Origin of the sequence: Moorena producens PAL-8-15-08-1 (assembly GCF_001767235.1) — a bacterium.
GTDB classification, from domain to species: domain Bacteria; phylum Cyanobacteriota; class Cyanobacteriia; order Cyanobacteriales; family Coleofasciculaceae; genus Moorena; species Moorena producens_A.
Genome location: NZ_CP017599.1, coordinates 5,877,688 through 5,904,616 on the forward strand (window position 1 = coordinate 5,877,688; position 26,929 = coordinate 5,904,616).

General features: G+C 43.7%; 24 protein-coding genes and 1 pseudogene. 14 read left to right on the top strand and 11 right to left on the bottom strand.

The genetic code is table 11. From position 1 onward, the window contains the following. Positions 1-65 precede the first annotated feature (65 nt). Complete coding sequence (locus BJP34_RS21525) at positions 66-1,634, bottom strand: peroxidase family protein (protein ID WP_070394110.1); 1,569 nt, start codon at positions 1,632-1,634, stop codon at positions 66-68. A gap of 116 nt (positions 1,635-1,750) precedes the next feature. Next, positions 1,751-3,544 (bottom strand): ABC transporter substrate-binding protein, encoded by a 1,794-nt coding sequence (locus tag BJP34_RS21530; protein WP_229423958.1) that lies wholly within the window; start codon positions 3,542-3,544, stop codon positions 1,751-1,753. Positions 3,545-4,442: 898 nt separating this feature from the next. On the opposite strand from BJP34_RS21530, the gene BJP34_RS21535 reads away from it, so the two are divergent. Beyond that, positions 4,443-5,810: a hypothetical protein gene (locus BJP34_RS21535; RefSeq protein WP_070394111.1), complete on the top strand. Its 1,368-nt coding sequence runs from the start codon at positions 4,443-4,445 to the stop codon at positions 5,808-5,810. 204 nt (positions 5,811-6,014) lie between these two features. Here BJP34_RS21535 and BJP34_RS21540 read toward each other — a convergent pair whose 3' ends face one another. Further along, positions 6,015-7,055 (bottom strand): hypothetical protein, encoded by a 1,041-nt coding sequence (locus BJP34_RS21540; RefSeq protein WP_070394112.1) that lies wholly within the window; start codon positions 7,053-7,055, stop codon positions 6,015-6,017. 247 nt (positions 7,056-7,302) lie between these two features. Between BJP34_RS21540 and BJP34_RS44020 the strand changes: the two genes are divergently transcribed. The 6 genes from BJP34_RS44020 (at position 7,303) to BJP34_RS50095 (ending at position 10,815) form a co-directional block, all read left to right on the top strand. Further along, complete coding sequence (locus BJP34_RS44020; RefSeq protein ID WP_158517371.1) at positions 7,303-7,440, top strand: hypothetical protein; 138 nt, start codon at positions 7,303-7,305, stop codon at positions 7,438-7,440. 21 nt (positions 7,441-7,461) lie between these two features. Beyond that, the gene (locus BJP34_RS21545) at positions 7,462-7,752 is read left to right on the top strand and encodes a DUF2499 domain-containing protein (RefSeq protein WP_070394113.1); all 291 of its coding nucleotides are present in this window, start codon (positions 7,462-7,464) and stop codon (positions 7,750-7,752) included. Between the two features lie 245 nt (positions 7,753-7,997). After that, positions 7,998-8,306 carry a DUF3593 domain-containing protein gene (locus BJP34_RS21550; RefSeq protein WP_070394114.1) on the top strand — a complete coding sequence of 103 codons (309 nt, stop codon included), beginning with the start codon at positions 7,998-8,000 and terminating at the stop codon, positions 8,304-8,306. A gap of 108 nt (positions 8,307-8,414) precedes the next feature. Further along, positions 8,415-9,650 (top strand): serine/threonine-protein kinase, encoded by a 1,236-nt coding sequence (locus BJP34_RS21555; protein ID WP_070394115.1) that lies wholly within the window; start codon positions 8,415-8,417, stop codon positions 9,648-9,650. A gap of 366 nt (positions 9,651-10,016) precedes the next feature. Continuing rightward, positions 10,017-10,553, top strand: a complete 537-nt coding sequence (locus tag BJP34_RS46070) for a hypothetical protein (protein WP_324610948.1) — start codon at positions 10,017-10,019, stop codon at positions 10,551-10,553. 13 nt (positions 10,554-10,566) lie between these two features. Continuing rightward, positions 10,567-10,815, top strand: a complete 249-nt coding sequence (locus BJP34_RS50095; protein ID WP_324610949.1) for a hypothetical protein — start codon at positions 10,567-10,569, stop codon at positions 10,813-10,815. Positions 10,816-10,825: 10 nt separating this feature from the next. Here BJP34_RS50095 and BJP34_RS21565 read toward each other — a convergent pair whose 3' ends face one another. Both BJP34_RS21565 and BJP34_RS21575 read right to left on the bottom strand, forming a co-directional pair. Beyond that, positions 10,826-12,178, bottom strand: a complete 1,353-nt coding sequence (locus BJP34_RS21565; protein ID WP_070394116.1) for an OB-fold nucleic acid binding domain-containing protein — start codon at positions 12,176-12,178, stop codon at positions 10,826-10,828. 350 nt (positions 12,179-12,528) lie between these two features. Continuing rightward, the gene (locus tag BJP34_RS21575) at positions 12,529-12,813 is read right to left on the bottom strand and encodes a hypothetical protein (RefSeq protein WP_070396811.1); all 285 of its coding nucleotides are present in this window, start codon (positions 12,811-12,813) and stop codon (positions 12,529-12,531) included. A 660-nt stretch (positions 12,814-13,473) separates the two neighbouring features. Between BJP34_RS21575 and BJP34_RS21580 the strand changes: the two genes are divergently transcribed. Then, entirely contained in the window at positions 13,474-15,264 is a 1,791-nt protein-coding gene (locus tag BJP34_RS21580) for an Rqc2 family fibronectin-binding protein (RefSeq protein WP_070394118.1), read from the top strand. A 13-nt stretch (positions 15,265-15,277) separates the two neighbouring features. Here BJP34_RS21580 and BJP34_RS21585 read toward each other — a convergent pair whose 3' ends face one another. Further along, positions 15,278-16,453: an RNA-guided endonuclease InsQ/TnpB family protein gene (locus BJP34_RS21585; protein WP_070394119.1), complete on the bottom strand. Its 1,176-nt coding sequence runs from the start codon at positions 16,451-16,453 to the stop codon at positions 15,278-15,280. 10 nt (positions 16,454-16,463) lie between these two features. Here BJP34_RS21585 and BJP34_RS44025 point away from each other — a divergent pair, with 10 nt between their 5' ends. After that, positions 16,464-16,622, top strand: coding sequence for a hypothetical protein (locus BJP34_RS44025; RefSeq protein WP_158517372.1), 159 nt, complete (start codon positions 16,464-16,466; stop codon positions 16,620-16,622). 420 nt (positions 16,623-17,042) lie between these two features. Here BJP34_RS44025 and lipB read toward each other — a convergent pair whose 3' ends face one another. Further along, positions 17,043-17,705, bottom strand: a complete 663-nt coding sequence (gene lipB, locus BJP34_RS21590; RefSeq protein ID WP_193431272.1) for a lipoyl(octanoyl) transferase LipB — start codon at positions 17,703-17,705, stop codon at positions 17,043-17,045. Positions 17,706-17,896: 191 nt separating this feature from the next. On the opposite strand from lipB, the gene hpf reads away from it, so the two are divergent. The 3 genes from hpf to BJP34_RS21605 all read left to right on the top strand — a co-directional run bounded on the left by hpf (position 17,897) and on the right by BJP34_RS21605 (position 20,672). Next, complete coding sequence (gene hpf / locus BJP34_RS21595) at positions 17,897-18,538, top strand: ribosome hibernation-promoting factor, HPF/YfiA family (RefSeq protein WP_070394121.1); 642 nt, start codon at positions 17,897-17,899, stop codon at positions 18,536-18,538. Between the two features lie 572 nt (positions 18,539-19,110). Continuing rightward, positions 19,111-19,887 (top strand): DUF2993 domain-containing protein, encoded by a 777-nt coding sequence (locus BJP34_RS21600; RefSeq protein WP_070394122.1) that lies wholly within the window; start codon positions 19,111-19,113, stop codon positions 19,885-19,887. 146 nt (positions 19,888-20,033) lie between these two features. After that, positions 20,034-20,672, top strand: a complete 639-nt coding sequence (locus BJP34_RS21605; protein ID WP_070394123.1) for a GerMN domain-containing protein — start codon at positions 20,034-20,036, stop codon at positions 20,670-20,672. Positions 20,673-20,857: 185 nt separating this feature from the next. Here BJP34_RS21605 and accB read toward each other — a convergent pair whose 3' ends face one another. From accB to BJP34_RS40525, 3 genes are all read right to left on the bottom strand, one after another. Next, positions 20,858-21,343, bottom strand: a complete 486-nt coding sequence (gene accB, locus BJP34_RS21610) for an acetyl-CoA carboxylase biotin carboxyl carrier protein (RefSeq protein WP_070394124.1) — start codon at positions 21,341-21,343, stop codon at positions 20,858-20,860. A gap of 144 nt (positions 21,344-21,487) precedes the next feature. Beyond that, positions 21,488-22,045, bottom strand: coding sequence for an elongation factor P (gene efp, locus BJP34_RS21615; RefSeq protein WP_070394125.1), 558 nt, complete (start codon positions 22,043-22,045; stop codon positions 21,488-21,490). Positions 22,046-22,174: 129 nt separating this feature from the next. Beyond that, positions 22,175-22,423 (bottom strand): hypothetical protein, encoded by a 249-nt coding sequence (locus BJP34_RS40525; protein WP_149031104.1) that lies wholly within the window; start codon positions 22,421-22,423, stop codon positions 22,175-22,177. A 168-nt stretch (positions 22,424-22,591) separates the two neighbouring features. Here BJP34_RS40525 and BJP34_RS21620 point away from each other — a divergent pair, with 168 nt between their 5' ends. Next, the gene (locus BJP34_RS21620; RefSeq protein WP_070394126.1) at positions 22,592-23,743 is read left to right on the top strand and encodes a peptidylprolyl isomerase; all 1,152 of its coding nucleotides are present in this window, start codon (positions 22,592-22,594) and stop codon (positions 23,741-23,743) included. 125 nt (positions 23,744-23,868) lie between these two features. Then, a complete protein-coding gene (gene thiL, locus BJP34_RS21625) occupies positions 23,869-25,107 on the top strand; it encodes a thiamine-phosphate kinase (protein WP_070394127.1) in 1,239 nt (412 codons plus the stop codon). Between the two features lie 108 nt (positions 25,108-25,215). On the opposite strand, the pseudogene BJP34_RS21630 reads toward thiL, so the two are convergent. Further along, positions 25,216-26,919 (bottom strand): annotated as a pseudogene (locus BJP34_RS21630) (IS1182 family transposase). Positions 26,920-26,929: the final 10 nt, after the last annotated feature.

Consider the following 26,929-nt stretch of genomic DNA (forward strand, 5'->3'; position numbering starts at 1 on the left):
GATTTTTAAATCAGATAGCTTGAATTTATTGTTGAATTTTTCCTTGACAATACCCGATGCCTTGCTTACGGATTGTCAAATGTTACTTTATAGCTTTTATCCTGCTGTTGAGTATTGCGGTTTACCACATCTGAGAGAGTATTGGTGTTTTGTATTACTTCCCAACCGACCGGGGAAAAAGTTTCTTCGTTGAAGATATTTTCTGCCAACAAGGGATTGGTCAATGCTTGGGAAAAGGCATCAACTGCTATCATTCGGGTAACCAGGGCACCTACTGCTGCATTTTGTGGCACATCCTCGGCATAGAGTCCTACATAGAATTCAATCTTGTTGACATCACCGTATAACCGTTTTAGTTCCCTTTGAGTATCTTCATCCCCTGTGATCTGATCGAAATCAGTCACCCGAGGAAACTGACACATTTCCCGGTAATCATTGTAGCTAGCCAGTTGAGCTTGACGACCTAAGTCGAGACTTGCTAATTCAACAGGTATTAGGAATTCTGAGGTGTTAAACAAACCAATTTTGCTGCCTGCTTGGGAACAGGTCTCCTCAAACAATGGTCCCAAGCCTTGATTGATCAGCATTTCATTATTCCACAGGCTATCCACCATGGGAATTGGCTTACTGTCATAGGTCAGAGTTTCGGGAAGGGCACTGTGCCAACGATATACCAAACTAAATTCTACTGTCATCCAATTCTGGCGATACCACCTCTCATTGGTAAACGCTGGGGGATCCACAATGAAATTAAAGTGATAGGAGGTAATGTGATTAACATATTCTTCCACCACAATTTTCATGATTACCACCATCACGATGTTTCTAGCCGTTTGGAAGAGTCGCTCGTCATCCCAATCGGGATAATGCTTAGCCAGTAAATCACACAGGCGATTGTGTTCCCTCAGACACAGAACGTTAAGCATTACATAACCAATTTGGACATTGGCTCGTTCGACACCCATGGCAAATAGTTTGGCTTTCTTGGCTGGGTCTAGTCGCTTCTCATCATTGAGCGGCTCATACAACCCGTCAAACTCTGGCTTGACCACTCCCTGTTCTGGATCGTCGTAATAGAAGAGGGGATATTCTTCACCATTGATAATCTGGCTTTTCAGTTTCCCGCCCTGATTGGATCTCAGCATGTCTGTAGATTTTCTGTTCAACCCATAGACGGGAGATAAATCGATGCCGTGGTTAGAGGTATTCTTTAATCTATTGTAGCGATCAGTGCGCAGAAAGCCGTCGGTAAACCACTGCACCCAATAGGGAAACAACAGGGTAGATTTCTCGGAATAGATGGTTTTCCCCTCTTTTTTGCGAAACAAAACAGCAAGGTCTTCGAGAGGGGGAAGGTTCCCTGCTTTGTTGAACTCTGGATTGGGGGGTAAATGTCGTCCGATCCAGGTTCGGTCTGTTAATGAGTCCCAAGAAGTATAGGGTGCCATCGCACTTAACTTATGGGGACGAGTGGGCATTTTGTAGACGGCATTGTTAATGATAGTTTTGTTGACTTTACGTTTGAGAGAGTCGTTGCTTTGAATAAAGTCCCAAATCCAATTGAAGTTGTTTAACCCAAAGTTTTCTAACTGGTTCCTAAATCCGTCTCTAGATGTATTCCTTTTTTTGGCCATCGAACTAGTTTCCTTTTACTATTTACCTTTTGTGTATAGCAGGATTACTTGTGCCAATAGTTATTGTTAAGATTTGTTACCTTTCAGGTGACACCTTTGTAATTATAGTGTTCTATCTAAATCTTATCCACAGTTTCAAAGGATTCTGAACCCAGTGGACTGGGCTTCCAGCCTTGAATATTGGCGCGCTTACCTAAAAGCGGTTGGGAGTGGACAATGGGAATGCGCACGGCTTCTTCAAATAAAATTTTATCGACTTGGCGATAGATTCTTGCTCTAGCATCTTTGTCTTGGGTCTTACGACCGGTTTCCAATAGCCGTAGGATTTGGTTATTCTTCCAACGTCCAAGGTCAGCGGTAGCATTAGGTCCGAAGTGGGAATAGTAGAAGTTATCTGGGTCCCCATATTCCCCAGTCCAGCCCAATATAAATCCTTGGAAACCAGGAGACTTTTGTCGGTCTTTGAGATAATCTTTCCAGGGTTTGGTTTTTAAAGTAACCTTGATGCCAATCTTACCTAAGTCATCAGCTATTGCTTGGGCGATCGCTTTGGGATCAGGATAGTAGGGGCGGAAAATTTTCATATACCACAGTTCAAGGTCAAAGCCTTTGGCGTAGCCAGCTTCCCTCAGCAGTTGCTTGGCTAGCTGTGGATCATATTTATAGCTACCAAAATTGGGTGACTCAGACCAATCCAGTAGGGGTGGGGTGAAGTGAGCATCACTCTCTCCTAAACCCTGCCAATATTTTTCGACAATCTTTTGGTGATTAATTCCTAATGCGATCGCAATCCGTACCTTTTGTTTGGACAGGGGTTTGTAGTTGGTATTGAGGGATAGATATCCGACGTTGAAGGAGGGACGGAAAATAGATTTGAGGTTAGCCTCACCAACTAAATTTTCTAATTGCTTAGGAACTAGGTCTGAAGTGAAGTCAATTTCTCCAGATTTCAACATGGTCAGCCGCTTCCCAATATCCGGGATGAACCGCACGATTACCTTTTCTGCTTTAGGTAGGTTTGGTTTCCAGTAGTTTGGGTTTTTTTCTAGGATAATTTCCTTGCCATTACGCCACTCTTTGAATTTAAATGGACCTGTCCCTACTGCTAGAGATGAGTCACGACCATACTTAGAACCTGCTTTCTTGATGGCTGTTGGGCTAGCGATACCAAAGTAGCCTGACCCAATCATAGCTGGAAAAATGGTTAAGGGCTGTTTCAGGACAAATTGAATTGTATACTTATCTTTGATGACTATCTCTTGTAATAGGGATTTAGACTTTCCCTTGAAGCCACCAAATAAATCAGCCCAAATTTGATACTTTCTGTCTTTATCGCGATAGCCGTATTTGTTTTCCGGGTCCCACCAACGCTCGACATTGAACTTAACCGCTTCAGCATCGAAATTAGTCCCGTCATGAAACTTCACCCCTTGGCGCAGTTTAAATGTCCAAACTCTGCTATTGCGAGACGCTTCCCAATCAGTAGCTAATCCCGGTTCCAGTTCAATCGTTCCCAGCTTGTATTCCACCAGGCGATTGTAAATTTGTTTCTGGACAACCAGGGATTCCCGGTCGCTGATATTACCTGGTTCTAGGTTTTCTGGTTGTCCCACTGCTCCGTAAACGATAGTCCTGCCCTTGGAATCCTTAGGAGGTTTAGTTGGAGTAGGAGTAGGAGTAGGAGTAGGAGTAGGAGTAGGAGTAGGGCTGGGACTAGGGCTGGGACTAGGAGTAGGAGTAGGAGTAGGAGTAGGAGTAGGAGTAGGGCTGGGACTAGGACTCTCAGAAACAGTAGGAGTAGGACTGGGAGGGGTATTTTGACCAATCCAATTAGAAGGGCTAACGCAGTTAGAGAGAACTATAGTTAGGACAAAAGCCACAAGCAACAGTATGGGTCGCCATCGCCTCATTGATAAAACTCCTTTATATTGCGGCTGTTGCCAAGAATCGGTAACTAATAGGCATTAGTGATTTGTGATTAGTTTTTATTGACAGGACTTACCCTTGCTTGTGTTCCTCAACGCTAATTTTAGGGGTGCAATGGTTGCGTTATCACTATATGTAGTGCAACTGCTTAAGTCCTGATTGATTTATGTTGATTTGGATAGATGATCCCATTATAAAAATAATTCCCGGACTTTTAGGGGTTAATTGCGTTATTTAAACTTTTTGTGTTATCAAAAAAGTTTAAATAACTAAAGAAACAATAACTATGGTAAAACCTATACCTGCCCTGGGTCCCCTAACTCTCTAACTAAAGAGAGAGCGATAACTGATCCAACCCTACAGTCAGTGTCCAAGGGCTATAACTCCGCAACAGTTCTACAAGTAATGGGAAATGATCCATCAGGTGATTGTTTGTATCTGTTCCGGTTCTAAAATCTAAAACCAAACACCATTAACCAAACACCAAACACCATTAACCAAACACTTAACACCAAACACCAAACACCTAATTATGAGAAAATGTTAAAAAAATCAGTCGAAATTTAATTTTTATAGCAGTTAGAGTTATAGGATTAGGATTGCATAGCCTGTAGGAGCGCTTAAGCGCACTTGGCAATTGCCGCTAATTTTGTGTCCATAACCCCTCATCAAAACAGGGTGCATTTAGCATATCCCATGAGTAACACTTGTGGGATAGGGTCTTGACTCTAGAGCAGTTCTTATGGTTAACTACTCATAGTTAAGCACGAGGGTAGCAGCGGGCAAGGTTTGTCCTACTCCTAGACGGAGATAGGTTCATTTTTAATGTCGCTCTTTTGTAAATTGTAATAAGTCGTAGTTAGGTCTGTATGGAGTAAGCATATGGATGTTGCTGTTGCGAGCAAAAGGTTAATTAGTAATCACACCCATCAAGAGGATGAATTGAACTCAAGCGTAAACTCAAATGCGATCGCAAAATCAAGCTCTATTCTGGACTTGATTTCCTCAAATTCCGATCAAGTAAGGGTATTTGCCTTCGATATCCGAAGCCAACCCCACTTTCAGGGCAAGAATACACTTGAACCTTGGGCGTCACGAGCCCTAGCTGTAGCTGGTTCAGACGATGTCGTGATGATTCCTGGAAATCTGGATGCAGAGTACTACGACTGGCTGAAAAATCTTGGCTTAGGACCCCAGAAAGTCTTTGCCTTCAACCGTGAAAATGAACCAGCACTGCTCTCAGAGCTGATAATGCAAAAAGCGGATGAAGTTAGAGCATTTCTTGCATCTATCGGAAAACCTTTGGTGTTTGTTCCTTATTATTCGGCAGATGTAGATAAAGAGGCGGCGTCAACCATTGATGCCGTTTTTTTTGGCTGTGATCAGTCTATTACCTTAAAGTATTTTGACAAGTCCACCTTCAAGTCCCTGTGTCAGTCTCTTGGTATTCCCACAGTACCAGGAACTATCCTGAGTAAATCATCAGACTCTGAGGATTTTGAGACAGAACTGCGACAGGAAATCTTAGGTTGGCTTAAGGATTATGAGACGTTACTGATCCGGGGCGCACAAGGCTCTGTAGGCTCATCACTTTATAAAGTTAACAGCAGTAACCTTGAGACTCATATCCCAAAAATGCTGGCATCGACAGAGAGTTGTTTTTTAATTGAGCCATTCCTCAAAGTCATTACATCCCCCAATGACCAGTGGATGATTGGCAGCAATGGAGAAATTGCTCATCTGGGCATAACATGCCAGCTGTTTCATGGGTTAAAACATATCGGTAACGTGAAAGGAAAACCCTATTCAAGCCGGATAGAAGGGTTAATTCGCGATTACTCCTTCAAAATCGCCCAGCAGATGCGAGATGATGGCTATCTTGGCATCTTAGGCATCGATTATATTGTCACAGATCAAGGAATATTTCCGATCGAAAACAACGCCCGACTGAATGGATCGTCCTTTGCGTTTTTTATTCTTGACAAGTTGTTTGGTTCTAGTGACTACGATGGATGCTGGAAGGTGTTGAGACTTAAAATCGAACCCTGTAGTTTTAGCACCCTACGGGAAAAGATTGGTTCCTTAATCTACCAGGGTAATAGTACTCAGAATTTTGTTTTTCCTTATGAATTTGACACCTTACAAACTCAAGGGGATGTTACTCTACTAATTGTAGCTGAGGATTTACATCACCTGGAATACGTTGAGAAAGAGCTATTATCTAAACTAGAAATAGCAGCTCTTAATTGAACTAAGGATTGATATAAAAAAAATACGGCAATCATCAGATTAATTTATCCATTTACAGGGGAAATGGTAAACCTAGACATGTCAATTAGGCATGTATATTTATTCTAGGCTTTTTCCATTTTCCATTTTTACTTTTTTTTTTATCTTTTCCGTTATTGATTTTACATTAATTAAATCAAACAGATGATTATAGTAATTCATAATCTAAAGCAAATCAATATGTACATTATCAATAGCCCAGTTATCGAATCCAGAACCACTATGGTTAAGCTGTAGCCAGCGGAACTGAGTAGCACTAGTTATAGCATCGGTGTCAATGCTCTCAGTAATAGTTGTCCAACTTATGTAGTCTTCTGTGTCGTACAAACCCAGTCTTACCCAAGAGATACCGCTATCAATGGAATATTCAAGAGCGATATCTTCCCCAGAATCGGCATTCTCCCCTCCATTATTACTATTACCAATGATATTACCAATGATTAGGTCAAAGGAAATAGTACCGCCACGGGAAACATCTAGGGCTTGGGTAATAGCATAACGGGAGTTATCTTCTGCAGAACCGCCATCAAACCAAAGGGAGTTACCATCGCCACCAAAGTTGGTATTAACTTGACCATTGCTAATTTCTGCCCATTGGTTATTATCGCTATCCGGATCAAAGTCATCTTCAAATATCAAGCCATTCAGTGTCAGGTTATCAATCAGCAGCCCAGAATCAACCGTAGAATCGGCCAGATCCACAACTCCTATACTGAAGGTAAACGTGCCAGCTGTTGTAAACTCGTAAGTAAATGTTTTGTAGCCAGTTTGTGAATTAAAAGAAGTCGTGGAGGCGACAAAGTCACTAGTTGTATCTGCTAGTTCCAACACGTCCCCTGAAAAGATAGAGACAAAGGCAAAATCGTTATAAACATTGTTAGAGGTGTTCTCATTGGTGATGAAGTTCCAATCAAACCTCAAAATGTCCCCAGCTTCTACAGTAATTGGTGTGAATTGAATAGCTGATCCTTGATTAACATTCCCATTGCCTAGTTGATCTAACTCTGCTGTATTTAACCCCAAGAAGTTTTCCAGTTGAGCAATGCTGACAGACTGGTTTCCATTGGTAATTAATGCTTGGTAGCTTCCTTGAGTTGGGCTGATTCCAAATGTTTCTGTTTCAAGTCTAGCATCGCCGATAGTCTGCCAATTGGTAAAATCACTGCTCTCGAAACCACCTTTTTCAAAAACATCTTGTGATGTCATAGTTATAATAATCAGTCAGAATGTGTTTAATTCCGACGATAACATCAGGGCTTTTTGATTGTGTAAGTGATTCTACTATTTTATTTAGTTAGGATATAATTTGGCATATTCGGATTATGAATTAGGCATTAGTACTAATAAGATTTTCAAGTTTAGGTAAACTAGCTGGTATAATCTTGGTATAATCAAACAAGTAAAGTGGAGATAATGGGATGTCTAGAAGCATTACTATTATCAAGCTTGGGTTTTGGTAACTTTTAAATTAGTAATTTTTAAATTACTAATTGTGATTACTCCTAAGCCATTACCCATTACCCATTACCCATTACCCATTACCCATTACCCATTACCCATTACCCATTACCCATTACCCATTACCTATTAGTCTGTAGTACTAAGTTTTTTTATGCATGCTCTATCAATTCCAACTTGGATTATTCACATTTCCAGTGTTATCGAGTGGATCGCTGCAATTTGGTTAATCTGGACTTATGGTGAAATTACTGGCAATCGTGCATGGTGGGCATTGTCTTTTGCCATGTTACCAGCATTGGTCAGTGCGATGTGTGCTATCACCTGGCACTTTTTTGACAACCAACAATCCCTGGAGTGGATGGTTACAGTCCAAGCAGCGATGACGGTTGTAGGTAACTGTACCCTTTGTGGAGCAGCTTGGTGGATTTGGCGTTCAGCGTAGGGTTGCTACCAATGCCAGGGATAAGTTTTACGGTAATCACTCAGCGATTAGCGCTACTTGAGATGCTACTTGAGGTGCTATCAGCTATCAGCTATCAGCTATCAGCTATCAGCTATCAGCTATCAGCTATCAGCTGACGGCTGACGGCTGACGGCTGACGGCTGAACGCGTAGCGTGAGCTTTTAGCTCACGGCTGACGTTTTACCAATCATTTTGACAAGACAAGCATTTTTCCTAATATTCAAATGATTTCTAAAGAGACATTATTTGCTATTTCCCTATTTCCTTACCTAGGATTCTTATGGTTTATCACTCGTTCTGGACAAACACCCCGTTTAGCGCTAATCGGATTTTACGTCCTCTTGGTGTTTGTTTTTATTACCATCCCAGCTGGAATTTATTCTGAGGTAGCTTATCATGAAGCATTAGCTGATGTGGATTGGCTACATGGCAGTGCTGAGTTTTTTTTAACCCTGTCCAATACTTTAGTAGTATTGGGCTTCCGACAAGCAATTATGGAACATCTAGCAAAGGGAACAGGGAGTAGGGAGTAGGGAGTAGGGAGTAGGGAGTAGGGAGTAGGGAATATGGCCTCAAAAATATCTATTCGTATATAGGGCAATATATAATTATAGATAAAAGCCCGACTGCTGACCAGTATAATGAGCTACTGTCTCAATCCCACTTGCCCCAATCCCAAAAATCGAGAAGGAACTAAATTTTGCATTGCCTGTGGCTCGAAGTTGTTGCTCAAAGAGCGATACCGAGGGATTAAACCTATAGGTCAAGGTGGATTCGGTAAAACCTTCTTGGCTGTGGATGAAGATAAACCTTCCAAACCTCCCTGCGTCATCAAGCAGTTTTTTCCCCAAGCCCAGGGAACTAACACGGTTCAAAAGGCAGCTGAGTTATTCACCCTGGAAGCGGTTCGGCTGGATGAGTTGGGCAAACATCCTCAAGTTCCGGAACTGCTGGCGTATTTTTGTCAAGATAGCCAACAGTATTTGGTGCAAGAGTTTATCGATGGACAAAACTTACTGCAAGAACTGGCCAGTCGGGGTGGATTTAATGAAGCACAAATTCGGGCGCTACTGGATGATTTGCTGCCATTGCTGCATTTTGTTCATCAACATCATGTTATCCATCGGGACATCAAGCCAGAAAATATTATTCGCCGCAGGGGTTTAAGGTCTTCTGTTGTGGGGGGAGCAACCCAGGTCCCTGGTCAACTGGTTCTGGTTGATTTTGGAGCATCGAAAGCTGCTACTGGCACTAGTCTAGGGAAAACTGGGACAGCGATTGGCTCATTTGGTTATGTATCACCAGAGCAAAGTATTGGTAGAGCAGTTTTTGCCAGTGATATCTATAGTCTTGGTATCACTTGTATTCATTTGTTGACCCATAGGCACCCCTGTGATTTATTTGATGTGAGGGAGGGTGTCTGGGTATGGCGCAACTTTTTGAGTCATCCTATTAGTGATCAGCTTGGTCGCATCATCGACAAGATGATAGCGGGGGCTATTAACCGACGTTATCAATCAGCGGCTGAGGTAAGTAAAGATTTACATCTTCAGAGAACTCCCGCAACACCTCTAAGGCAACAAAAACCAGTTACACCTCTAAGACAACGAAAACCAGTTACACCGATCAAACCTACTGTACCATCAAAGCCAGCAGTTGGGGGATTGAATAAAAGGATTGCTCAAGAATTAGAAGAATTGAAGTCTGAAATTATGGGTAATCCGACTACTAAATCAACCCATCAAACTCTTGGGTCTAAGGTTGCTGGGTCTAGTAGTTTACCGAAAACTAAAACTAAACTTGATCGGGAACTGGAGGAGGTCCAATCTGAATTTATTGGCTCTTCTAATCCTCAGCAAAATCCTGGTTCAGGTTGAGACAGAAGGGAGCAGGGAGTAGGGAGTAGGGAGTAGGGAACAGGGAATAGGGAATAGGGAATAGGGAATAGGGAAAAAAATCTGTGTACCTCTTAGCTATGAGAAACGCTATAGTTTTAGGAGATGGCTAAGAAGATAAGAAGTTGGAGTTAGGGAATAAGATAGGATTTTAGCTGGTTATATCACGTTCTATAAAATGGACTTTTGGCTTACTAATTAAATCAATAGTCCTGAGGGTGTTCCATGACCTGAAAAGTCCATGACCAATTTGCCAAGCAATATCTTAAAGAACTCCTAGACCCACTTGGTAAGGTAGAAACGAGCTGGGAAGTAGCTGGGGAAGTCCAACAAGTTGATGTTTACTTTGTGCCATCCCCAGCACTAGTAACCAATGCACAAAACCTGGGATTACTCGGAGAACTGGCTACAACTCCTGCAATGTTTGAACCCTTCCGCAACCCAGTCACTAAAGCGGAGGTACTCAGTTGTATCGGTAAACTGGCGGAGGTTCATGGTCAACTGTTCCGTCAGGCTAAGCGAGCTCATGCCCAAGTTAGGGTCACTGAATTGCCTCGTTTATGGATTCTATCCCCAACCGCTTCGGAAGAGTTTTTGGAAAGCTTCCATGCTCAACCAGATCTGGTTAATTTTCCCAGAGGTATCTACTTTCTGGGGAAATCGTTGTATACGGCAATTATGGCGATTCACCAACTGCCGGTAACGCCAGAAACCTTATGGTTGAGAATTCTCGGTAGAGGTAGAGTACAACAGCAGGCGATTGAGGAATTGAAATCCCTGCCGAGTGAGAGTCAGCTCAAAGCCAATATCCTAGAATTAGTATATGACAAGAGGCGCGATATTAGAGGCACGTATAAAACAGAATCAAGACCTAGAGGAAGATGACCGGGAGTTAGTAATGCAATTATCTGGGATTTATCAACAACGACTTCAAGTGGCTACTCAGCTTGGCAAACAGGAGGGACTAGTCCAAGGTATGCAAAACGAACGCCGTAGTATGGTCACTTACTTATTGCGATCGCGTTTTGGTGAACTAGACCAGCAACTCCTCGCCATCATTGAGCCATTGATTGCACTCTCTCCAGAAGAATTTACCCCCCTATTGCTACAATTGTCTCGTGAAGAATTATTGGCTCGATTTTTGTAAGCTATCAGACTCAACTCCTAATAACTGGAGCAGTACGGGCATCAAATCCGCTAGCTTTGAGAGCATTAACGGTTACTTGGTCATCTTGCACCCAGTATTTAGAATCAAAACGGACAAATTGATACTGCTGGGGTGTAGGAATAGTTGCCAGTACGGGTACTTTTGCCTGACGTTTTTTACCGGAATGTTTTTGCAGAATCGATTTTAATTGGTTAAGGTTGTTTGTCGTAACTTCCTGAGGGGTAAGTTCTACTACTACTGTTCGTAAAGTTTCAATTAGCTCAGCATCCTCAATAATCAGCTGAATTTTTTCATCTCGCTCATCCACCTTTGCCCAAATAATTAAACGGGAATCGGCTTGCAGTAATGAACTAATTTTTTCGTAAGTTTTCGGGAATACAACTCCTTCAGCTTGACCGGTCAGATCTTCCATCTGTACAAAGGCCATGCGTTCATTATTTTTTTTGGTGAGGTGAGGCTTGACTTCAGTGAGCATCACAATAGCACTCAACGTTGTTCCCTTCTTTTGGTCTCCTAACTCGGCCAAACTGACAGGAGAAAGCACTTGAGCTACTGGACGGGCTGATTTTAAAGGATGGTCAGATACATAAAAGCCAAGCAATTCTTTTTCCCAATTTAATTTTTCTTGGCGTGAAAAATCAGAAACTGGTGGAGCGCTGGGAGCAGATTCCCAAGCATTATTGTTCTGATTTTGATCTTGCTCAGAATTAGTATTGCCAAAGAGATCAAAAATGTTCAGCTGACCACTTTCTCGGTCTTTGGCACGGTCTTGCCCCCAACTCATCACTGGTTCTAGGTCTTTGATAAGTTGCTGGCGGTTGGGCTGAATGCTATCAAAGGCACCACAGTAAATCAAGGCTTCCAAACCACGGCGGTTAAGGGTGCGCAAATCCACGCGATCGCATAAATCTGCCAAAGCCTTAAACTCACCACCAGTCTCCCGAGCCTTGATAATACAATTAATTGCTCCGTGTCCCAAATTCCGGATTGCTGAAAACCCGAACAATATACTATTAGAGATGGGGGTAAAATCAAAATCAGAACGATTGATATCCGGTGGCAAAATCTCAATCCCCATAGTTGAGCAAGTAGCAATATATTTCTGTATCTTGTCCGTGCTGTTACTACTCGCTGTCAGCAGCGCTGCCATATATTCAACTGGGTAATTCGCCTTGAGATAGGCAGTTTGATAGGTTACATAGCCATAGGCGGTGGAGTGAGATTTGTTGAAGCAATTGGAAGCAACCATACCGTTTGCCAAAATAAAGTTATGGTCGCTCTTGACACCAATATCATACACAGGTTGAGTGCCTAAAGATTTGCGGCTGATGATTTTAACCATCCCATGAATTTATCCTTTACTCTGTAGACAAATGGAGATTTGACCTCCACACAAACTATAGTTTTTTTTGTTCAGATAAACAAGAGGTCTACTGTCAATTTTGATAACACTTTTATTCCTGAGTTGACGATTGACTGTTAGAGGATATCTCCCAAGTTTTTTGATACTGAATTTTGCCCCCCTAGCCCCCCAATTCTGGGGGGAACAAGAATCTATTTGCTGGTAAAAGTACCCCAAAATTGGGGGATTTAGGGGGCTTATATGTAGCAAATGAGACTTATCAGACAACCTCTTAACTGTTTCCTGTCCACAAACCACTGTCAACCGTCCACAAACAAGCAGTTATTTATTTACTTTTTATCTAATTCCTCCCCAGTATCAAAAATAATCACAAATTTGAGATCAGGCATCAGCTGTCGGAGACGGCGCAAGTGACCCTCTGCATCTGAAGCGATGCAGCGCGGTCTTGGGGAGGCAGCGCGGTCTTGGGGGTCTCCCCCATGAGCGACTGCCGTGGTTTCCCCCATGAGCGACTGCATCAAGACAAGGTTACGGAAGCGAGCAACAACTACTCGTTGCATGTTGGGTAATAACCGCACAATTACCCACGGACTAAGACGGTCTCGATAGGTCATAATGAAATTATCTCCTATGTTACTAGGGGGTAATAGCCAGCCCCGTGGTTTTTGAGGTTCAGGGGGCTGGTTTTTGACCTTATTAATTAAGGTCACTTTTATTATAGCACAAAAATACTATTTAAGGGTAATTATTTTTAAAACAATTTAAATTAAATATTACTTAATTAGTATAAACTTATTGTGCGTTATTTACGCATATTTTTAGAGCTAAATTTAAAATATTATCGCCGTAAATAATAATTGCTAACCACCCCTATAATAGCAATTGTTTAATTGCTGAAACCGAGTTCAAAAAAGTTCGAGTAATCGACGTAATGCTGGGACTATATACAATTAGAATGTTTTATTTTATTGGACAACAAAACTGAGGATATCTTTCCCCTCTTGCCTCTTGCATCTTGCATCTTGCCTCTTGCCTCTTGCCTTTGAGAGTATGTTCACAAGCGAGATAAAAAGCCTATAAGATCGTAGCCCTAAGGCTAGCTTATACAATAGTATGTAAATGCCCAAAATGGAAACTGGACTAGACTGCGTTCGCGTAGCGGGGCAAAGCCCATCCCATAGCCAAAGCCCAAATGCGATGCGCGCCCATTGAGCCGCTAGGCGAACGCATTCTCAAACCCGAATCCTAGGAAGCTCAGATCTGGCATCTCGCACATGCAACCTGTTGACTATACCACCCTGACCGCTGCTTGTTCTGAGCTGCGTGCTACCTGGGTACCAGGACGTACCGAACAAGTCTATCAACGCGATCGCTACACCATTGCTATCGCCCTACGCACCCTAAATGGTCGAGGTTGGCTCACCATTTGTTGGCATCCCCAAGCTGCCCGGATTTGCATAGGAGATCCACCACCAAGGGTTCCCGACACCTTCACCTTTAGTGACCAACTGCGGCACCAGTTAGGTGGCTTTGCCCTAATTGCCATCGAAACCATTGCCCCTTGGGAGAGAGTCTTAGACCTGCAATTTGCCAAACGCCCTGGAGAACCCCCGACTTGGCATTTGTATGTAGAAATTATCGGCAAATACAGTAATCTAATCCTCACTGATGCTGACAATCTGATTGTCACCACTGCTCATCAAGTCAGTAACCAGCAATCCAGCGTCCGTACTATTCAAACCGGTCAACCTTACGAACTCCCACCAGCCCTGACTGGCACTAGCCCCAGTTTGACTGAATCCTACCAGAGCTGGCAAGAACGAGTAAGTTTGATACCAGGAGCAGTAGCAAATCAGTTACTCAAAAGTTATCGAGGATTGAGTCCCACCCTCGCTCGCTCAATGGTACAAGCAGCTGGTTTAGACCCAAAGCAATCCACCGAAAACCTAGAAGAATCCGACTGGCAAAACCTATTTCAACGCTGGCAACAATGGTTACAAACTTTATTAAACGCTAGCAACTTCTCTACAGACAACCTTAAACCTGCTAACCTTAAACCTGCCAACCTTTTTCAGCCAGGCTGGACAAAGCAAGGATATACGGTAATGGATTGGGGGATAGTTAAACCAGCTAAAAATATCCAAACCTTACTCAATGCCTACTACACTAACCAGTTCAATCAACACGAGTTTTCCCGGTTGCATAACCAACTGACTCAGAAGCTAAATAATAACCTACGAAAACTACGGCAAAAAGCCTCTAGCTTTAAGGAACGTTTACAGCAATCTGACCAAGCTGATCAATCTCGAGAAAAAGCTGACTTATTAATGGCATATCTCCAGGATTGGCAACCAGGGATGAAATCGATCACCCTACCGGACTTTGAAACCAACCAGCCAGTCAAGATTCCCTTAAATCCTGAGAAAAATGCTGTCCAAAATGCCCAAGCTTTCTACAAGCGACACCAAAAACTGAAACGAACTCGCGATGCCGTTGAGCCATTACTAAAAGAAGTACAGGATGAAATACAGTATTTAGAGCAAGTCGAGGCATCATTAACTCAGCTAAATACCTATAACACTCTAGAGGACTTACAAACCCTACAGGAAATCCGCGAAGAGCTCATTGGGCAAGGATATTTAGAAGCTTCTGCTCAAAGGAGTCGTAATCTATCCGATGTCTCACAGCCCTATCGATATCAGACTCCCAGTGGCTTTGAATTATTGATTGGTCGCAACAATCGGCAAAATGACCAGCTGACATTTCGTACCGCTGGGGATTATGACCTCTGGTTTCACACCCAAGAGATTCCTGGGAGTCATGTACTACTGAGATTAGAGCCAGGAACAGTAGCGGATCCAGCAGATTTGCAATTTGCTGCTGATCTAGCCGCTTACAACAGCCGGGGGTGTCAGAGTGAACAGGTACCAGTTGTTTACACGAAACCCAAATATGTCTACAAGCCCAAAGGCGCTAAACCAGGCATGGCGATTTATAAGCACGAGCAAATCCTCTGGGGGCGTCCTGATCAAGGTCGTGATTATGTAACCAATCCCCACGGCTAGAAACCGGGGGCTTTTAGTAGCCCTGTACAATATCTGTTAGAGAACAAGATAAGTACGAACCTCCGGGCAGGGTTACACTCTGCCCCAATAACTGGATCATCTTAGAACCATTGAAATCGGCGTCCCCATTCCATCCACAGGCACCACATTTGTAGCGCTTCCGGGACCTATAGGACTTACCTTTTACTGGATGGATGTGTAGGCACTTATGGCATGTCTGAGAAGTATAACGGGGATCGACAAAGACAACTTTTACTCCAGCCTCTAAAGCCTTGTATCGTATAAATTCACGAAGTTGGTAAAAAGCCCAATTATTAGACCTTCTTCTTTCCTTTTTAGATCTTGGCTGGAGATTTGTTCTTTCCCTGATACCCGTTAAATCTTCCAGAGCTATAACCGCCCCTTGAGATTTCGCCAGTTCTACGATGGACTTGCTTACATTGTGATTAACCCAAGCCTGGAAACGCCTTTCCTTGCCCGATAGCCGTCTCTGAAGTTGGCGACATCTCCGCCTACTACTTCTTGTGCCCTTCGAGGCTTTGTGCTGGATTTGCGATCTGACTCTGGCAAACTTATCCCTAACTTGCGTGATCTGATTTCCAGAAAAACTCTGATTTTCGCTAGTTACAGCAATATCCGTACGTCCTAGATCAACCCCAATCACTTTTTTGACTTTTTGGGGCTTAGGAGCCTTGTCTTTTACCTGGATATGGATGTAGTAATTGCCATCACGATGCTTGCATAGTTTAGCTGAAGTAGGTTTTTTGTCTTTGAGCTTACCGATTTGGTAGCTTCCAATATGCAGAAGAAACCTTTCTCTCCCACCCACTAAAGTCAAGCTAACAGTTTGGTCTTTTTCTCTATAACTAAAAATTCTTGCATCGTAATCAGCACTGGTCGGACTAAATTCTAATACCGGTTTATTTTTGTGCCTAGCAGTTTTTCTGTTCGCAGCTACACGTCCGCAAACTCTCACCGCTAGATTAGCACTCAAGCTGTAGGTCTCTCTAATGTATTGATAAACCTGGGCTTGTATGGTGTTTTTGCTAGTTATGGATGACTTGACCACAGCATTAGTATAGTTGCAAGCATCGGCAAATCCCTTGAGTGTAGCCTCGATCTTCTTGGCTTGATCAGGGGTTGGTTGAATCTTGCAAACTATAGTCAGTACTGTGTTTTTAATCTCCATTATTTCACTTGTGAGTATCTACATTTATTCTAAATCAAGATGGGTGGATATTCCGGAAGATTTATTAGCCAACCTCAAGGGTATTGAACCCTTGAGCTTTGGTCATGCGGGGCGCGTTGACCTTTGGTCACGCTGCGCGAACGGCTGGCTGCGGGGGATTATCCCTTAGGGAGGGATAATCCCCCGAACCCCCTTTTGTCGGTGATGAAATCTGCCTCAACCAAAAAAATGTAAACTTTAATTACAAAAAAGAACGTATTCTCTGTTACGATTAATTTAAAGAAGAAATTTTTAGGCTGTCGGTTTGGGAACGCGCAGCCTGGATTTTCCTCATGGAAAACGACGACGTATCTCTAATTAATTACGTGGACCATACCAGCTGTCTCCACAGCTGGTGATTTTTTTAATAAAAATTAACACATATAGCACTACGCATTCAAATAGCGGACATTCCTAAACTCCGAAACTTATTCATAGCTTACTTTTGACTTCTGAGGCAAGAACCTTGCTGACTTGCGTGTAGCGCTATATACGGTGGAAAGAGGCAATACCGTTACCCTAAAACCAGCATGCTGTAGCAGTACTTTAGCTATTTGGTATCAGCAAAATCCCCTTGGTCAATCAGTTGCACACCAAAAACCTCAGCAAATTTACCACACAGATCTAAGCGTACCTGTTCCACACTAAGATCGGCAATAAACTGAGCTAGACTACCCACCGGTTTATCCGCAATGCCGCAGGGAACGATATGATTAAAACCTGCAAGGTCAGGACAGACATTCAAAGCAAAGCCATGCATGGTAATCCAGCGCTTCACCTTAATGCCAATCGCAGCAACTTTACATCCTTCTAGCCAGACACCAGTCATCCCAGTCACCCGCTCACCCTTGAGTCCATAGATACCCAAAACCTGAATCAAAACTTCCTCCAGCTGTCTGAGGTACCAGTGTAAATCTTGGCGATAATACCGGAGATTGAGAATCGGGTAGCCTACCAGTTGTCCAGGACAGTGGTAGGTCACTTCACCACCACGCTCTATCCGATGCACGTCCCAGTTAACCTGATTGGGATCGAATTTGAGAAAGTCAAGACGGGATCCTTTTCCTAGGGTGTAAACCGGTGGATGCTCCAGTAACAGGAGAATATCATCCAAACTGGAATCTTGGAGCCGTTGACTAACTAGCGATCGCTGTTGCTCCCAAGCCACTGTGTAAGGGACTAAGCCTTGATGACTAATTAAACATTTACGCACGATCCTTAATTATCTCATACTTTATGCGCTATTTTATCAATGTCAACGAATGCAAAGGAATTTAAAGAGAAATCAAAAGTTGATGTTCTCTAGAATACAAAGTGATAGGGTAAGAGTATGAAGCAATAGCAGATCTCCCCAACCTCCACTGCTATTGTCAAGCGCAAACGTTACGAGATGGAGTAGTCAGTATGAAGCTTGTTATCCAAGGTAAAAACATCGATATCACCGATGCAATTCGTGACTATGTACATCAAAAAATAGAAAAGGCGGTCAATCATTTTCAAAACATTACCAATCAGGTGGATATAAATCTATCGGTGGCTCGTAATCCTCGGATAAACCCTAAACAGACAGCTGAAGTAACCATTTATGCCAATAAGACAGTGATTCGTGCCCAAGAGGGTACTGAAAACTTGTATGCCAGCATTGATCTGGTGGCTGATAAGATTCATCGTCAACTGCGCAAATATAAGGAGAAGCTGCAATCTCAGAAAACCCGTAATCAAGCAAAGACAGAGGTAATACTAGAAGAAGAATCGGTGCCAGTTGATCTGATTAGCGATCGCACTCCTGAGCTACCGGAAGAAGTGGTGCGCATGAAGTATTTTGCCATGCCGCCAATGACTGTAGAGGAAGCTTTGGAACAACTAGAGCTAGTAGACCACGATTTTTATATGTTCCGGAACATTAAAAGCGGGGAGATTAATGTAATCTATGAACGCAATCATGGCGGATATGGAGTAATCCAGCCCCGTAATGGCAATGGAAAAACTCACCACACTAACGGTAAGGTGCCTCAAAGCCTTAGTGCTGCCGCAGGATTCTTATAAAAACTCGGCTGTTGGTTAAAGGTTGACCGTTGACCGTTGACCGTTGACCAGAGTTAACAAAATCTTCTCAAAGCTCCACACCATCTTAAAAGCTTGGTGTGGGGTTGTTTGCTATCACAATTTATGCCTGACGTTATGGTGTTTCCATTGAAATTTGAATTGTGAGAAGGAAAACCAGCTGAACAACCCTGCTCTTAGCACAGGGTTGTTCAGCTGGGTTTTGGGATAAGATTAAGAGGGAATTTTATGGTAAGGACATGGATAGAAATAAACAGGACTTACCCCAGCCAGCTGGTTATTGACGGTAATTACACCGATTTAAACCTTTGATGTATTACCAGAAACCAGGGTTTAAGGGTCTTGGTGCGTAAGTCCTGATCAAGTTAACTGTGTTAAGACCTGTGTAAGATGTGTGAAGGCATGGAATCCTCTTCTATTGCCTGATAGGCAAGTTTATTGTTCCCAAGTCTTAACAGTTAACTTGAATTTTGCTCTACTATTTACACCTACCCTATCTCCCTTAACTCCCCTCCTTGCCTCACCTCACTTTTAACGTTCTGCCTTTTTTTTTCATGGAATTTTTGACCATATTCCTATCAGGCTTAATCACTGTCATTTCTGGGGTGGGTTTCATCCTCGACAAGGTGATCGAAAGCAATATCCGCTCCCAGTTTTCCCAGGTCGAGCAATTGCAAGTCCGAGTTAACAACACTCCCAATTATCAAATTTTGCCAGGCAAAGTAGACCAGGTTTTAATTGCTGGTAAGGGGTTATGGCTGACGCCAGATATCCGGATTGGTCTGTTGGAATTAGAAACTGATCCGATTGACCTTGATATAGAGAAGGTCCGTAACAGTGGTAAAGACTCACTAGCGAACTCTCTGAGGCAACCGCTACAAGCTGGAGTGCGTCTAGTTTTAACCGAGTCAGATATTAACCAAGCTCTAGAGTCGCCGGAAGTTAGAGAACAATTAGACGATTTGATCAATGCTGTGATCAGTCGTGGCAGTAGGCGTTATAAACTACTGAATTCACAAGTAAACTTCCTAGATAACAACCGTATTTATTTACAAGTGACATTACAGCAAGGAGATAATCAACCCCTAGAGATTATCTTAAACTCCGGTGTGGCCATCCTGAGCGGGAAAAGCATACAGCTAATTGAACCAAAGTTGTCGGTTGATGGGAACCCACTGCCTCCTCAGGTAATCAAATTATTTGTTGGTAGTCTTAGCCAGCGTTTAAATCTCAGCAATATTGAAGATGAAGGTATCACAGCCCGAATCTTACAATTCCAGTTAAATCCTAGTGAATTAGAATTAGCAGCATTTGTGCGGATTAAGGAGTAAACCGTGTTAAGTATTAAATATAAAATATGAAGGATGAAATATCAAGCATGAAGTATCAAAAAATCAATTGGGTTTCGTGCCACTAGTCAGATCTGAGCACAGCCAATCAAATTACAGTAAATCAACCTTTTGATTAATCAGTTATTATGCATGACCAACAAGACGATCGTGGTATTCCTCTCGGTGTGATTGCCAGTATTTCCATCCTAGTCTTAGCAGCAGCAGGTGGAGGTAGCTGGTGGGCATGGCGTTCACAGCAATCTTCTCCAGAAGTGCCTGTGACAACTACACCCGAGTCATCTACACCCAAGTCATCTCAGACTATACAACCCACAACTGACAAACCCTCAACTAAGGAAAAAATTCAGGTCTATTGGCTCAATGATGTTGATAATAAAATTGTTTTAATTCCCAGTCCAATTCCCTTAAATAATAAGACCCTTAACAAAGGTGAGATCTTAGAGAGCGCATTCAACAGTTTATTGGCTGGGCCGACCAATGGCACATTTACGACCACTATTCCCCAAGGTACAAAACTACGGGGTGTTTCTCTCAAAAGTGATGGTGTTCATGTAGACTTGTCCCAGGAATTTACCGTTGGTGGAGGCAGTAGCTCCATGAGTGGTCGTCTGGCCCAAGTTGTTTATACAGCAAGCAGTCTAGACCCCAATACTCAAGTATGGATTGAGGTAGATGGGAAACAACTAGAGGTTTTAGGTGGAGAAGGCTTAATGCTTGATCAACCACTGACTCGCCAAGATGTCAATCAAAACTTCCCACTCTAGAGGTTTCCCAGCTTAGACTGCTTTGAGCAGTTGCTCACTAGCGTTGGATGAAAATTTTTCAACCGACGCTGCGGCAAATAAATATACGTTGGCAGACCTATAATTCGCATGCCCAGCAAACCTATTTTCGCTTCTAGCAGCTATTATTAGCTTGACATCTGTGAAACCTATCTAAGGAGTAATGCTTAGTCAGGTTTAATCCGCATTAATGCTTGACCATATTCTATTGGTTCTCCATTTTTAACCAAAATTTCCATTACTTGTCCAGTCACTTCTGCTTCAATTTCGTTCATCAGCTTCATAGCTTCAATAATACAAACAGTTTGACCAGCACTAATGCGTTCCCCTACCTCCACAAAGGGGTCTTCATCAGGAGCAGGAGCACGGTAAAATGTCCCGACCATGGGTGACTTAATTTCCTCCCACTTTTGATCTACCCCTGGTGGAGGTACTGGTGGTTCTGGTTTTGGTACTGGTGTTGGAGCTACCTGTACGGAGCCTGTAGCGCCTGGATAAGGAGTGCTATGTCCACCGGAATCACTAGTAGGGGGGATACTGACCCCTTTACGCACTGTGAGTTCAAAATCATCACTCTTGAGGGTCAGTTCTGTAATATCGGTTTGAGCAATAGCAGCTAGGAGATCACGAAGTTGATTGATGTCTAATGCCACAATTTTTAAAAAGAGGTTAGGGTCTTGGGCCTAAAGGCTAAGGATGAAGATTTTTTGGCATTATTTTGCCTTAGTAGTCAGGTGAGTCCATTATCTTGATTGCCATGATCTATTCAGGGCATCAAATAAAGGCATCAAAACAATTTACTCGCGACCAAGATAAGAATCATTACGGGTATCGATTTTAATGCGCTCTCCTATGGAAATGAATAGAGGAACCATCACCTGAGCTCCTGTTGAAACCTTGGCTGGTTTGGTACCGCCAGTAGCGGTATCACCTTTAACACCAGGATCAGTATCGACTACTTCCAACACTACAGAATTGGGAAGTTCTACTTCTAGAATCTGGTCGTTCCAGAACAGGATGTTCACCTCCATTTCTTCACTGAGATACTTGGAGCGATCGCCAATCTGTGATTCAGTTAGACTAGTTTCCTCGAAGCTTTCCATATCCATGAAGACATATTCATCGCCATCTTTGTAGGTATGCTGCATGGCACGTTTTTCCAGGTTTGCCTGGGGTACTGTTTCCCCAGCCCGGAAGGTTTTCTCTACAACATTCCCTGTCTGGACATTTTTTAGTTTGGTACGAACAAAGGCGGAACCTTTTCCAGGCTTGACGTGGAGAAATTCCACCACCCGCCATACGGATCCATCTAACTCAATGGAGACACCGGTGCGAAAGTCGTTACTAGAAATCATTAACCTGCTAACTCGGGCAGAACAATCGGCATCTTATTTTACCCTTGAGAGGTTGAAGGTTGAAAGTTGCACTAAAGAGGTTAACGTAAAGATTTGTCCCAAAGTGCTGCGGCAAGGGACTTGTCAACCCTAAACTAAGCGATACTTTTGGCCAATCACCTCAAAGCTAGTGAAATCATCGATGGGGGGATAGGAACATCGGGAGAGGGGGATAACCTGTCTAGGGGAGTGGGTTATTGCTGTGATGGGCGCGGACCCCAGCTGAAAGGGCGTTGCGTCAGTCTTCGCGCTGAATAGCAGTAGAGTGGGCATCCTGCCCGCCCGAAAATAAGCATGAAACTGGCAAGATGCCAGTTCCACGCCTGATGCCCATTCCACAAAACTATTAAAATCATTCCATTATTAAGCAACGCTGCTGAAAGACCCACGCTAACGGCTCAACAGTATCATAAACTACCTTGACATGGGAAGATATGAGATGAAGTTTTGATACGTTGTGGATCAGCCTTGACACCACTGGTGTAATGCTTGGGGCAATTATTTTTTATGAAACGTTTAAAGATCTCTTTGCCAGATTGGTGGAAACGCTTGACCAAGACTACCCTCTTGGGGCTGCTGTTAATGTCCCTTTCCTTAGGTCTGAGTGGAGCTTGGTGGAACTTTAAGTTTAACTTTGGTAATCAAGAACCTGCTCGTGAAAGTCGATTACCAGGGGGTAATGCCATTACTGATGGTAGAGCTCTGTTGCGCTACGGCTTACCGATAGATAATCAGCCAGTGCGGAAAATACAAGCCAGTTTGGAGGATATTTCTCAACAAATGCGGGGAAAACGCTGGAGTCCCATCACCAGCGATATTACTAAAGCTGCTGTGGTTTTAACTAGTAGTGATCAGAAATTGCTAGCGGACATTCCAGATGCCAGAAAACCCCAAGGCGAAGCCCTAATTGCCGAGATCCAAGCCGAAATTGCTAAGATTCGAGAAGCTGTGGAGGCTAAAGACAAGGAAAACGTCTTGATTGAGCGCGGGATACTCTTGGATAAAGTTGGGGAACTGGAACAATTGATGGTAGAGGAGTTTCCCTTTGAGGTACCCCCAGAGTATAGTAACTTACCTCAACTTAAGGGTCGCGCTACCGTGGAAATGACCACAAAGGAAGGTTCCTTGAGAATGGTGGTAGATGGTTACAATGCTCCAGTCACAGCCGGTAACTTTGTGGATTTGGTACAGCGGGGTTTCTATGATGGTCTAACCTTCAACCGTGCTGAAGATAACTATATCCTCCAAGCAGGAGACCCTCCAGGAAAAGCGACAGGCTTTATTGACCCGGAAACTGGTGAATATCGAGGGATTCCGATCGAAATCATGCTTAAAGGAGACTCGGAACCGGTTTATGAGTTTACCCTGGAAGAAATTGGTCGTTATCGTGAGCAACCTGTGCTGCCCTTCTCTGCTTATGGTACCCTAGCTATGGCACGTCCTGCAGAAGACCCCAATGGTGGCTCTTCTCAGTTTTTCTTCTTCTTGTTTCAACCAGAACTTACCCCAGCTGGTATTAACTTTATGGATGGGCGCTATTCTGTGTTTGGCTATGTGGTAGAAAACAAAGAGTTACTCAGACAGCTCAAACGAGGGGATGTAATTGAGTCGATGAGAGTTATTGATGGGGCTGAAAATTTAGTTGAGCCCCAGGCATAGCTATCCTATCGGTTGAGCGGTTAGCTCCTTAACCCCTGCGGCGAAGCTAGGGATTAGCTGGAGTAATTCCGTTAGCTCAGTCGATGCCAGTCAGAAGTATCAATCAATAGATAGATCGTTTTCTCGTGACCCTTGAATTACTAAGAGATATTGGAGAACAAGGTCTTCTAGAACGGTTACAGCCTTTCTGTCCACCAGGGATTGTAGGGGATGATGGAGCGGTAATTCCCCCTCCAGAGTCTGGTCAATCCTTGGTGATTACTACAGATGTTTTAGTGAATGGGGTGCATTTTAGCGATCGCTATGGTGGGGTAAGCCAATGCACTACTAGTCCAGAAGATGCTGGTTGGCGTGCTGCTGCTGCTAATTTGTCTGATTTAGCTGCGATGGGAGCATCCCCCCTAGGCATTACGGTAGGCTTAAGCCTGACAGGGGATGTAGCGGTTAGCTGGGTTGAAAGACTTTACCAAGGTATGACTCAGTGTTTGAACCAGTACAATACACCGATAGTCGGGGGAGATATCTGTCGCTCCCCGGTTATTGCTATTGCTATCACTGCCTTTGGTCAAGTCTACCCCGACCGAGCTATCCGCAGAACAGGGGCCAAGGTGGGACATGCCATTGTGGTGACAGGTATTCATGGTGCTTCCCGGGCTGGACTAGAATTACTCCTCAAGCCGGATTTCGGCAAACACTTAAGTCTAGAGGAACGGCTATCTCTGATTAAAGCTCACCAGCGTCCCCAACCCAGACTTGATGTTATATCTTTACTGGAGTTACAGGTTAACAGGTTACTAGAGTTACAGGTTAACAGGTTGAAGGTTGAAAGTTCCAACTTACAACCTGATAACTTACAACCTGATAACTTTCAACCAGATAACTTTCAACCTTCAACCCTTAAACCTTGGCCAAAAGGCCACGCTACGCGAACAACCTTTCAACCTTCAACCCTACAACCTTGGCCAAAAGGCCACGCTACGCGAACAACCTTTCAACCTTCAACCCTCCAACTATCCATTGCGGGTATGGATAGTAGCGATGGTTTAGCAGATGCTATTGTACAAATTTGTCGTGCTAGTGGTGTTGGTGCTGAGATTGATCCTAACCGAATTCCCCTGCCTCCAAGCTTGAGTAAATTGGTGTCCCCAGAGCAAGCTTTGGATTGGGCGTTGTATGGTGGTGAAGATTTTGAATTAGTGCTATGTTTGCCCAATGAAACTGCTGAGGAATTAGTGGCACAACTGGGGGAGGGAGCAGCAGTAATTGGCAAGATTACTAGTGGTAATGAGGTTTGGTTGAAAGATAAAACTGCCACTTATGCTGATCAATTGCTGAGTTTAAATAAGGGATTTCAGCATTTTTAAAATTTTACCCTTAGAGGTTGTCTGAGAAGTCTCATTTGCTACATCCAAGCCCCCTAAATCCCCCAATTTTGATACCGCTGGCGAACTTAATATTTGTTTACACATAGGTCAACAGGTCGGCGCAAGAGCAGCAAAACGAGAACATCGGGTAGCTGCAAATGGAACTCCGAGCCACCAATTAACCAAACGCACAATATTCATGGCACAAGCTGTGATGATGTGCTGCAAGTGGGTTTTAGTCAAACCGATATAGCGACATCGACGTAAGCCAAACGCTTTAATGCCCTGAGCTAAGGTACCTTCAATACCTGCACGCTGAGCATAGCGATGCTGGAAATCCTCTGTGGTTTGAGTCTGGCGAGCCTGTTGCAGGGCATTATGTTGGCGTTGAGGACGCAGGGTAATAGTGCGCCCTTGCTTTTTGGTGCGAGTACACAAGGGACGATGGAGACAAAGTTTACAAGTGGAGCTAGCAAAGCTTACTTTAATCAGGTAGCGCGGTCTTGGGGGTTTCCCCCATGAGCGACTACCGGTGATGTCATGACCACGACGGTCAGAACCAGGCTTCCAACTCTTACTGATCTGCCCCGTTGGGCACTTTGCCTGTTGCTCGTCCGATGTCAATCGTAAAGTTAGCAACATCAAAGCCAAGACCAGCTTGAGAAGGCCAACTACTATCGGGTAAAACCGGAGCCAGCAACTCAATTCCAGAAGTATCTTGAGTATTGAGCATTTGCTCAGCACTCACATAACCCGTATCGACAATATGAGTTAATGGTAGCAGTTGACGCTGTTTAAGACCTTGGTGAATCCGATCAGTTACCTGTACATCGGTGGTGGTGGCAACAGTAGTTTCCACATGGGTAATCAGGTGGGGGGCATTCTCACCACAGGTTTCGCTCAGATGCACCTTATAGCCCACCCATTTAGTTTCCCGTTTGCGACTGAATCGCGCTTCTACATCGTAGGGAGAGTGAATTAATTGAGCCGACGGCGGGCTATTGTTGGGTTGACGGAAGTGTACTTGTTGGTGTGCATCGATGTGAAACTGCTGTACCACTACCTGACGCAACACCTCAACCGCAGGCAACTTGATCAGCCAATCCGGGGCATCGTGATCATATACAGCAGCTAACAGGCTATAACCATCTCTACCAATCGTCTCCCCTAACTGCTGGCGCTCATCGGTAGCCTTGGGCATGTGATAGTCCTCAACCCGACTACCATAGCGTTCAAACCACTGTACCGGAACTTTTTCCTGAAGCCATTGCGGTACTGCTACTGCCAGACTATTGAGTGCTGCTCGTAAGGTCTCACCAACCACTTCTAGACGATGCATCACCCGAATTGCTGCTAACACATGAGTTGAGTCGCTGCGTTGCACCCCACCCCCACTCAGCCATCCCCGCTCTTGACATCGTTCCAAAAGTCTCACTAACAGCAACTCTTCGGCTTGGGCTTTCACTAATCGACCTCGAAACTCACGTATGGACTGAACTATCAATACCAGGGTCTTCTAAAGGCAAACTTAACGCATATTTCCAATCGATTCGTCCTCGCACCGCTTGGGCTGCTTGAGCATCAGTTAAGTCCTCGATGTACTGCATGACTGTGATTAGCGCTAACCTCCAAGCATCCCGATGCCGGTTGCCCTTCCTTTGATGGGAACAAGGCTCTCAACTGCTCATCCTCATATAGAATTCCCAATTCATCCCTGATACTCATTACTATACTCCCTTTGGGAAAAGCTGAGCGAGCAATGGTTGCTGTCTGTTGCGGTATCGGTGCTATTTTCTCAATTCTAAAGCACATCGGGGCAACT

Excerpts from the sequence above, each read along its gene's own strand:
- BJP34_RS21535 (WP_070394111.1), top strand. The coding sequence starts at position 4,443 with ATGGATGTTGCTGTTGCGAGCAAAAGGTTAATTAGTAATCACACCCAT.
- BJP34_RS21580 (WP_070394118.1), top strand. The coding sequence starts at position 13,474 with ATGCAACCTGTTGACTATACCACCCTGACCGCTGCTTGTTCTGAGCTG.
- BJP34_RS21540 (WP_070394112.1), bottom strand. The coding sequence starts at position 7,055 with ATGACATCACAAGATGTTTTTGAAAAAGGTGGTTTCGAGAGCAGTGAT.
- BJP34_RS21605 (WP_070394123.1), top strand. The coding sequence starts at position 20,034 with ATGCATGACCAACAAGACGATCGTGGTATTCCTCTCGGTGTGATTGCC.
- BJP34_RS21575 (WP_070396811.1), bottom strand. The coding sequence starts at position 12,813 with ATGACCTATCGAGACCGTCTTAGTCCGTGGGTAATTGTGCGGTTATTA.
- hpf (WP_070394121.1), top strand. The coding sequence starts at position 17,897 with ATGAAGCTTGTTATCCAAGGTAAAAACATCGATATCACCGATGCAATT.
- BJP34_RS21530 (WP_229423958.1), bottom strand. The coding sequence starts at position 3,544 with ATGAGGCGATGGCGACCCATACTGTTGCTTGTGGCTTTTGTCCTAACT.
- BJP34_RS21555 (WP_070394115.1), top strand. The coding sequence starts at position 8,415 with ATGAGCTACTGTCTCAATCCCACTTGCCCCAATCCCAAAAATCGAGAA.
- BJP34_RS21620 (WP_070394126.1), top strand. The coding sequence starts at position 22,592 with ATGAAACGTTTAAAGATCTCTTTGCCAGATTGGTGGAAACGCTTGACC.
- efp (WP_070394125.1), bottom strand. The coding sequence starts at position 22,045 with ATGATTTCTAGTAACGACTTTCGCACCGGTGTCTCCATTGAGTTAGAT.
- BJP34_RS21565 (WP_070394116.1), bottom strand. The coding sequence starts at position 12,178 with ATGGTTAAAATCATCAGCCGCAAATCTTTAGGCACTCAACCTGTGTAT.
- BJP34_RS21545 (WP_070394113.1), top strand. The coding sequence starts at position 7,462 with ATGCATGCTCTATCAATTCCAACTTGGATTATTCACATTTCCAGTGTT.
- BJP34_RS21600 (WP_070394122.1), top strand. The coding sequence starts at position 19,111 with ATGGAATTTTTGACCATATTCCTATCAGGCTTAATCACTGTCATTTCT.
- BJP34_RS21585 (WP_070394119.1), bottom strand. The coding sequence starts at position 16,453 with ATGGAGATTAAAAACACAGTACTGACTATAGTTTGCAAGATTCAACCA.
- BJP34_RS50095 (WP_324610949.1), top strand. The coding sequence starts at position 10,567 with ATGCAATTATCTGGGATTTATCAACAACGACTTCAAGTGGCTACTCAG.
- BJP34_RS21525 (WP_070394110.1), bottom strand. The coding sequence starts at position 1,634 with ATGGCCAAAAAAAGGAATACATCTAGAGACGGATTTAGGAACCAGTTA.
- BJP34_RS21550 (WP_070394114.1), top strand. The coding sequence starts at position 7,998 with ATGATTTCTAAAGAGACATTATTTGCTATTTCCCTATTTCCTTACCTA.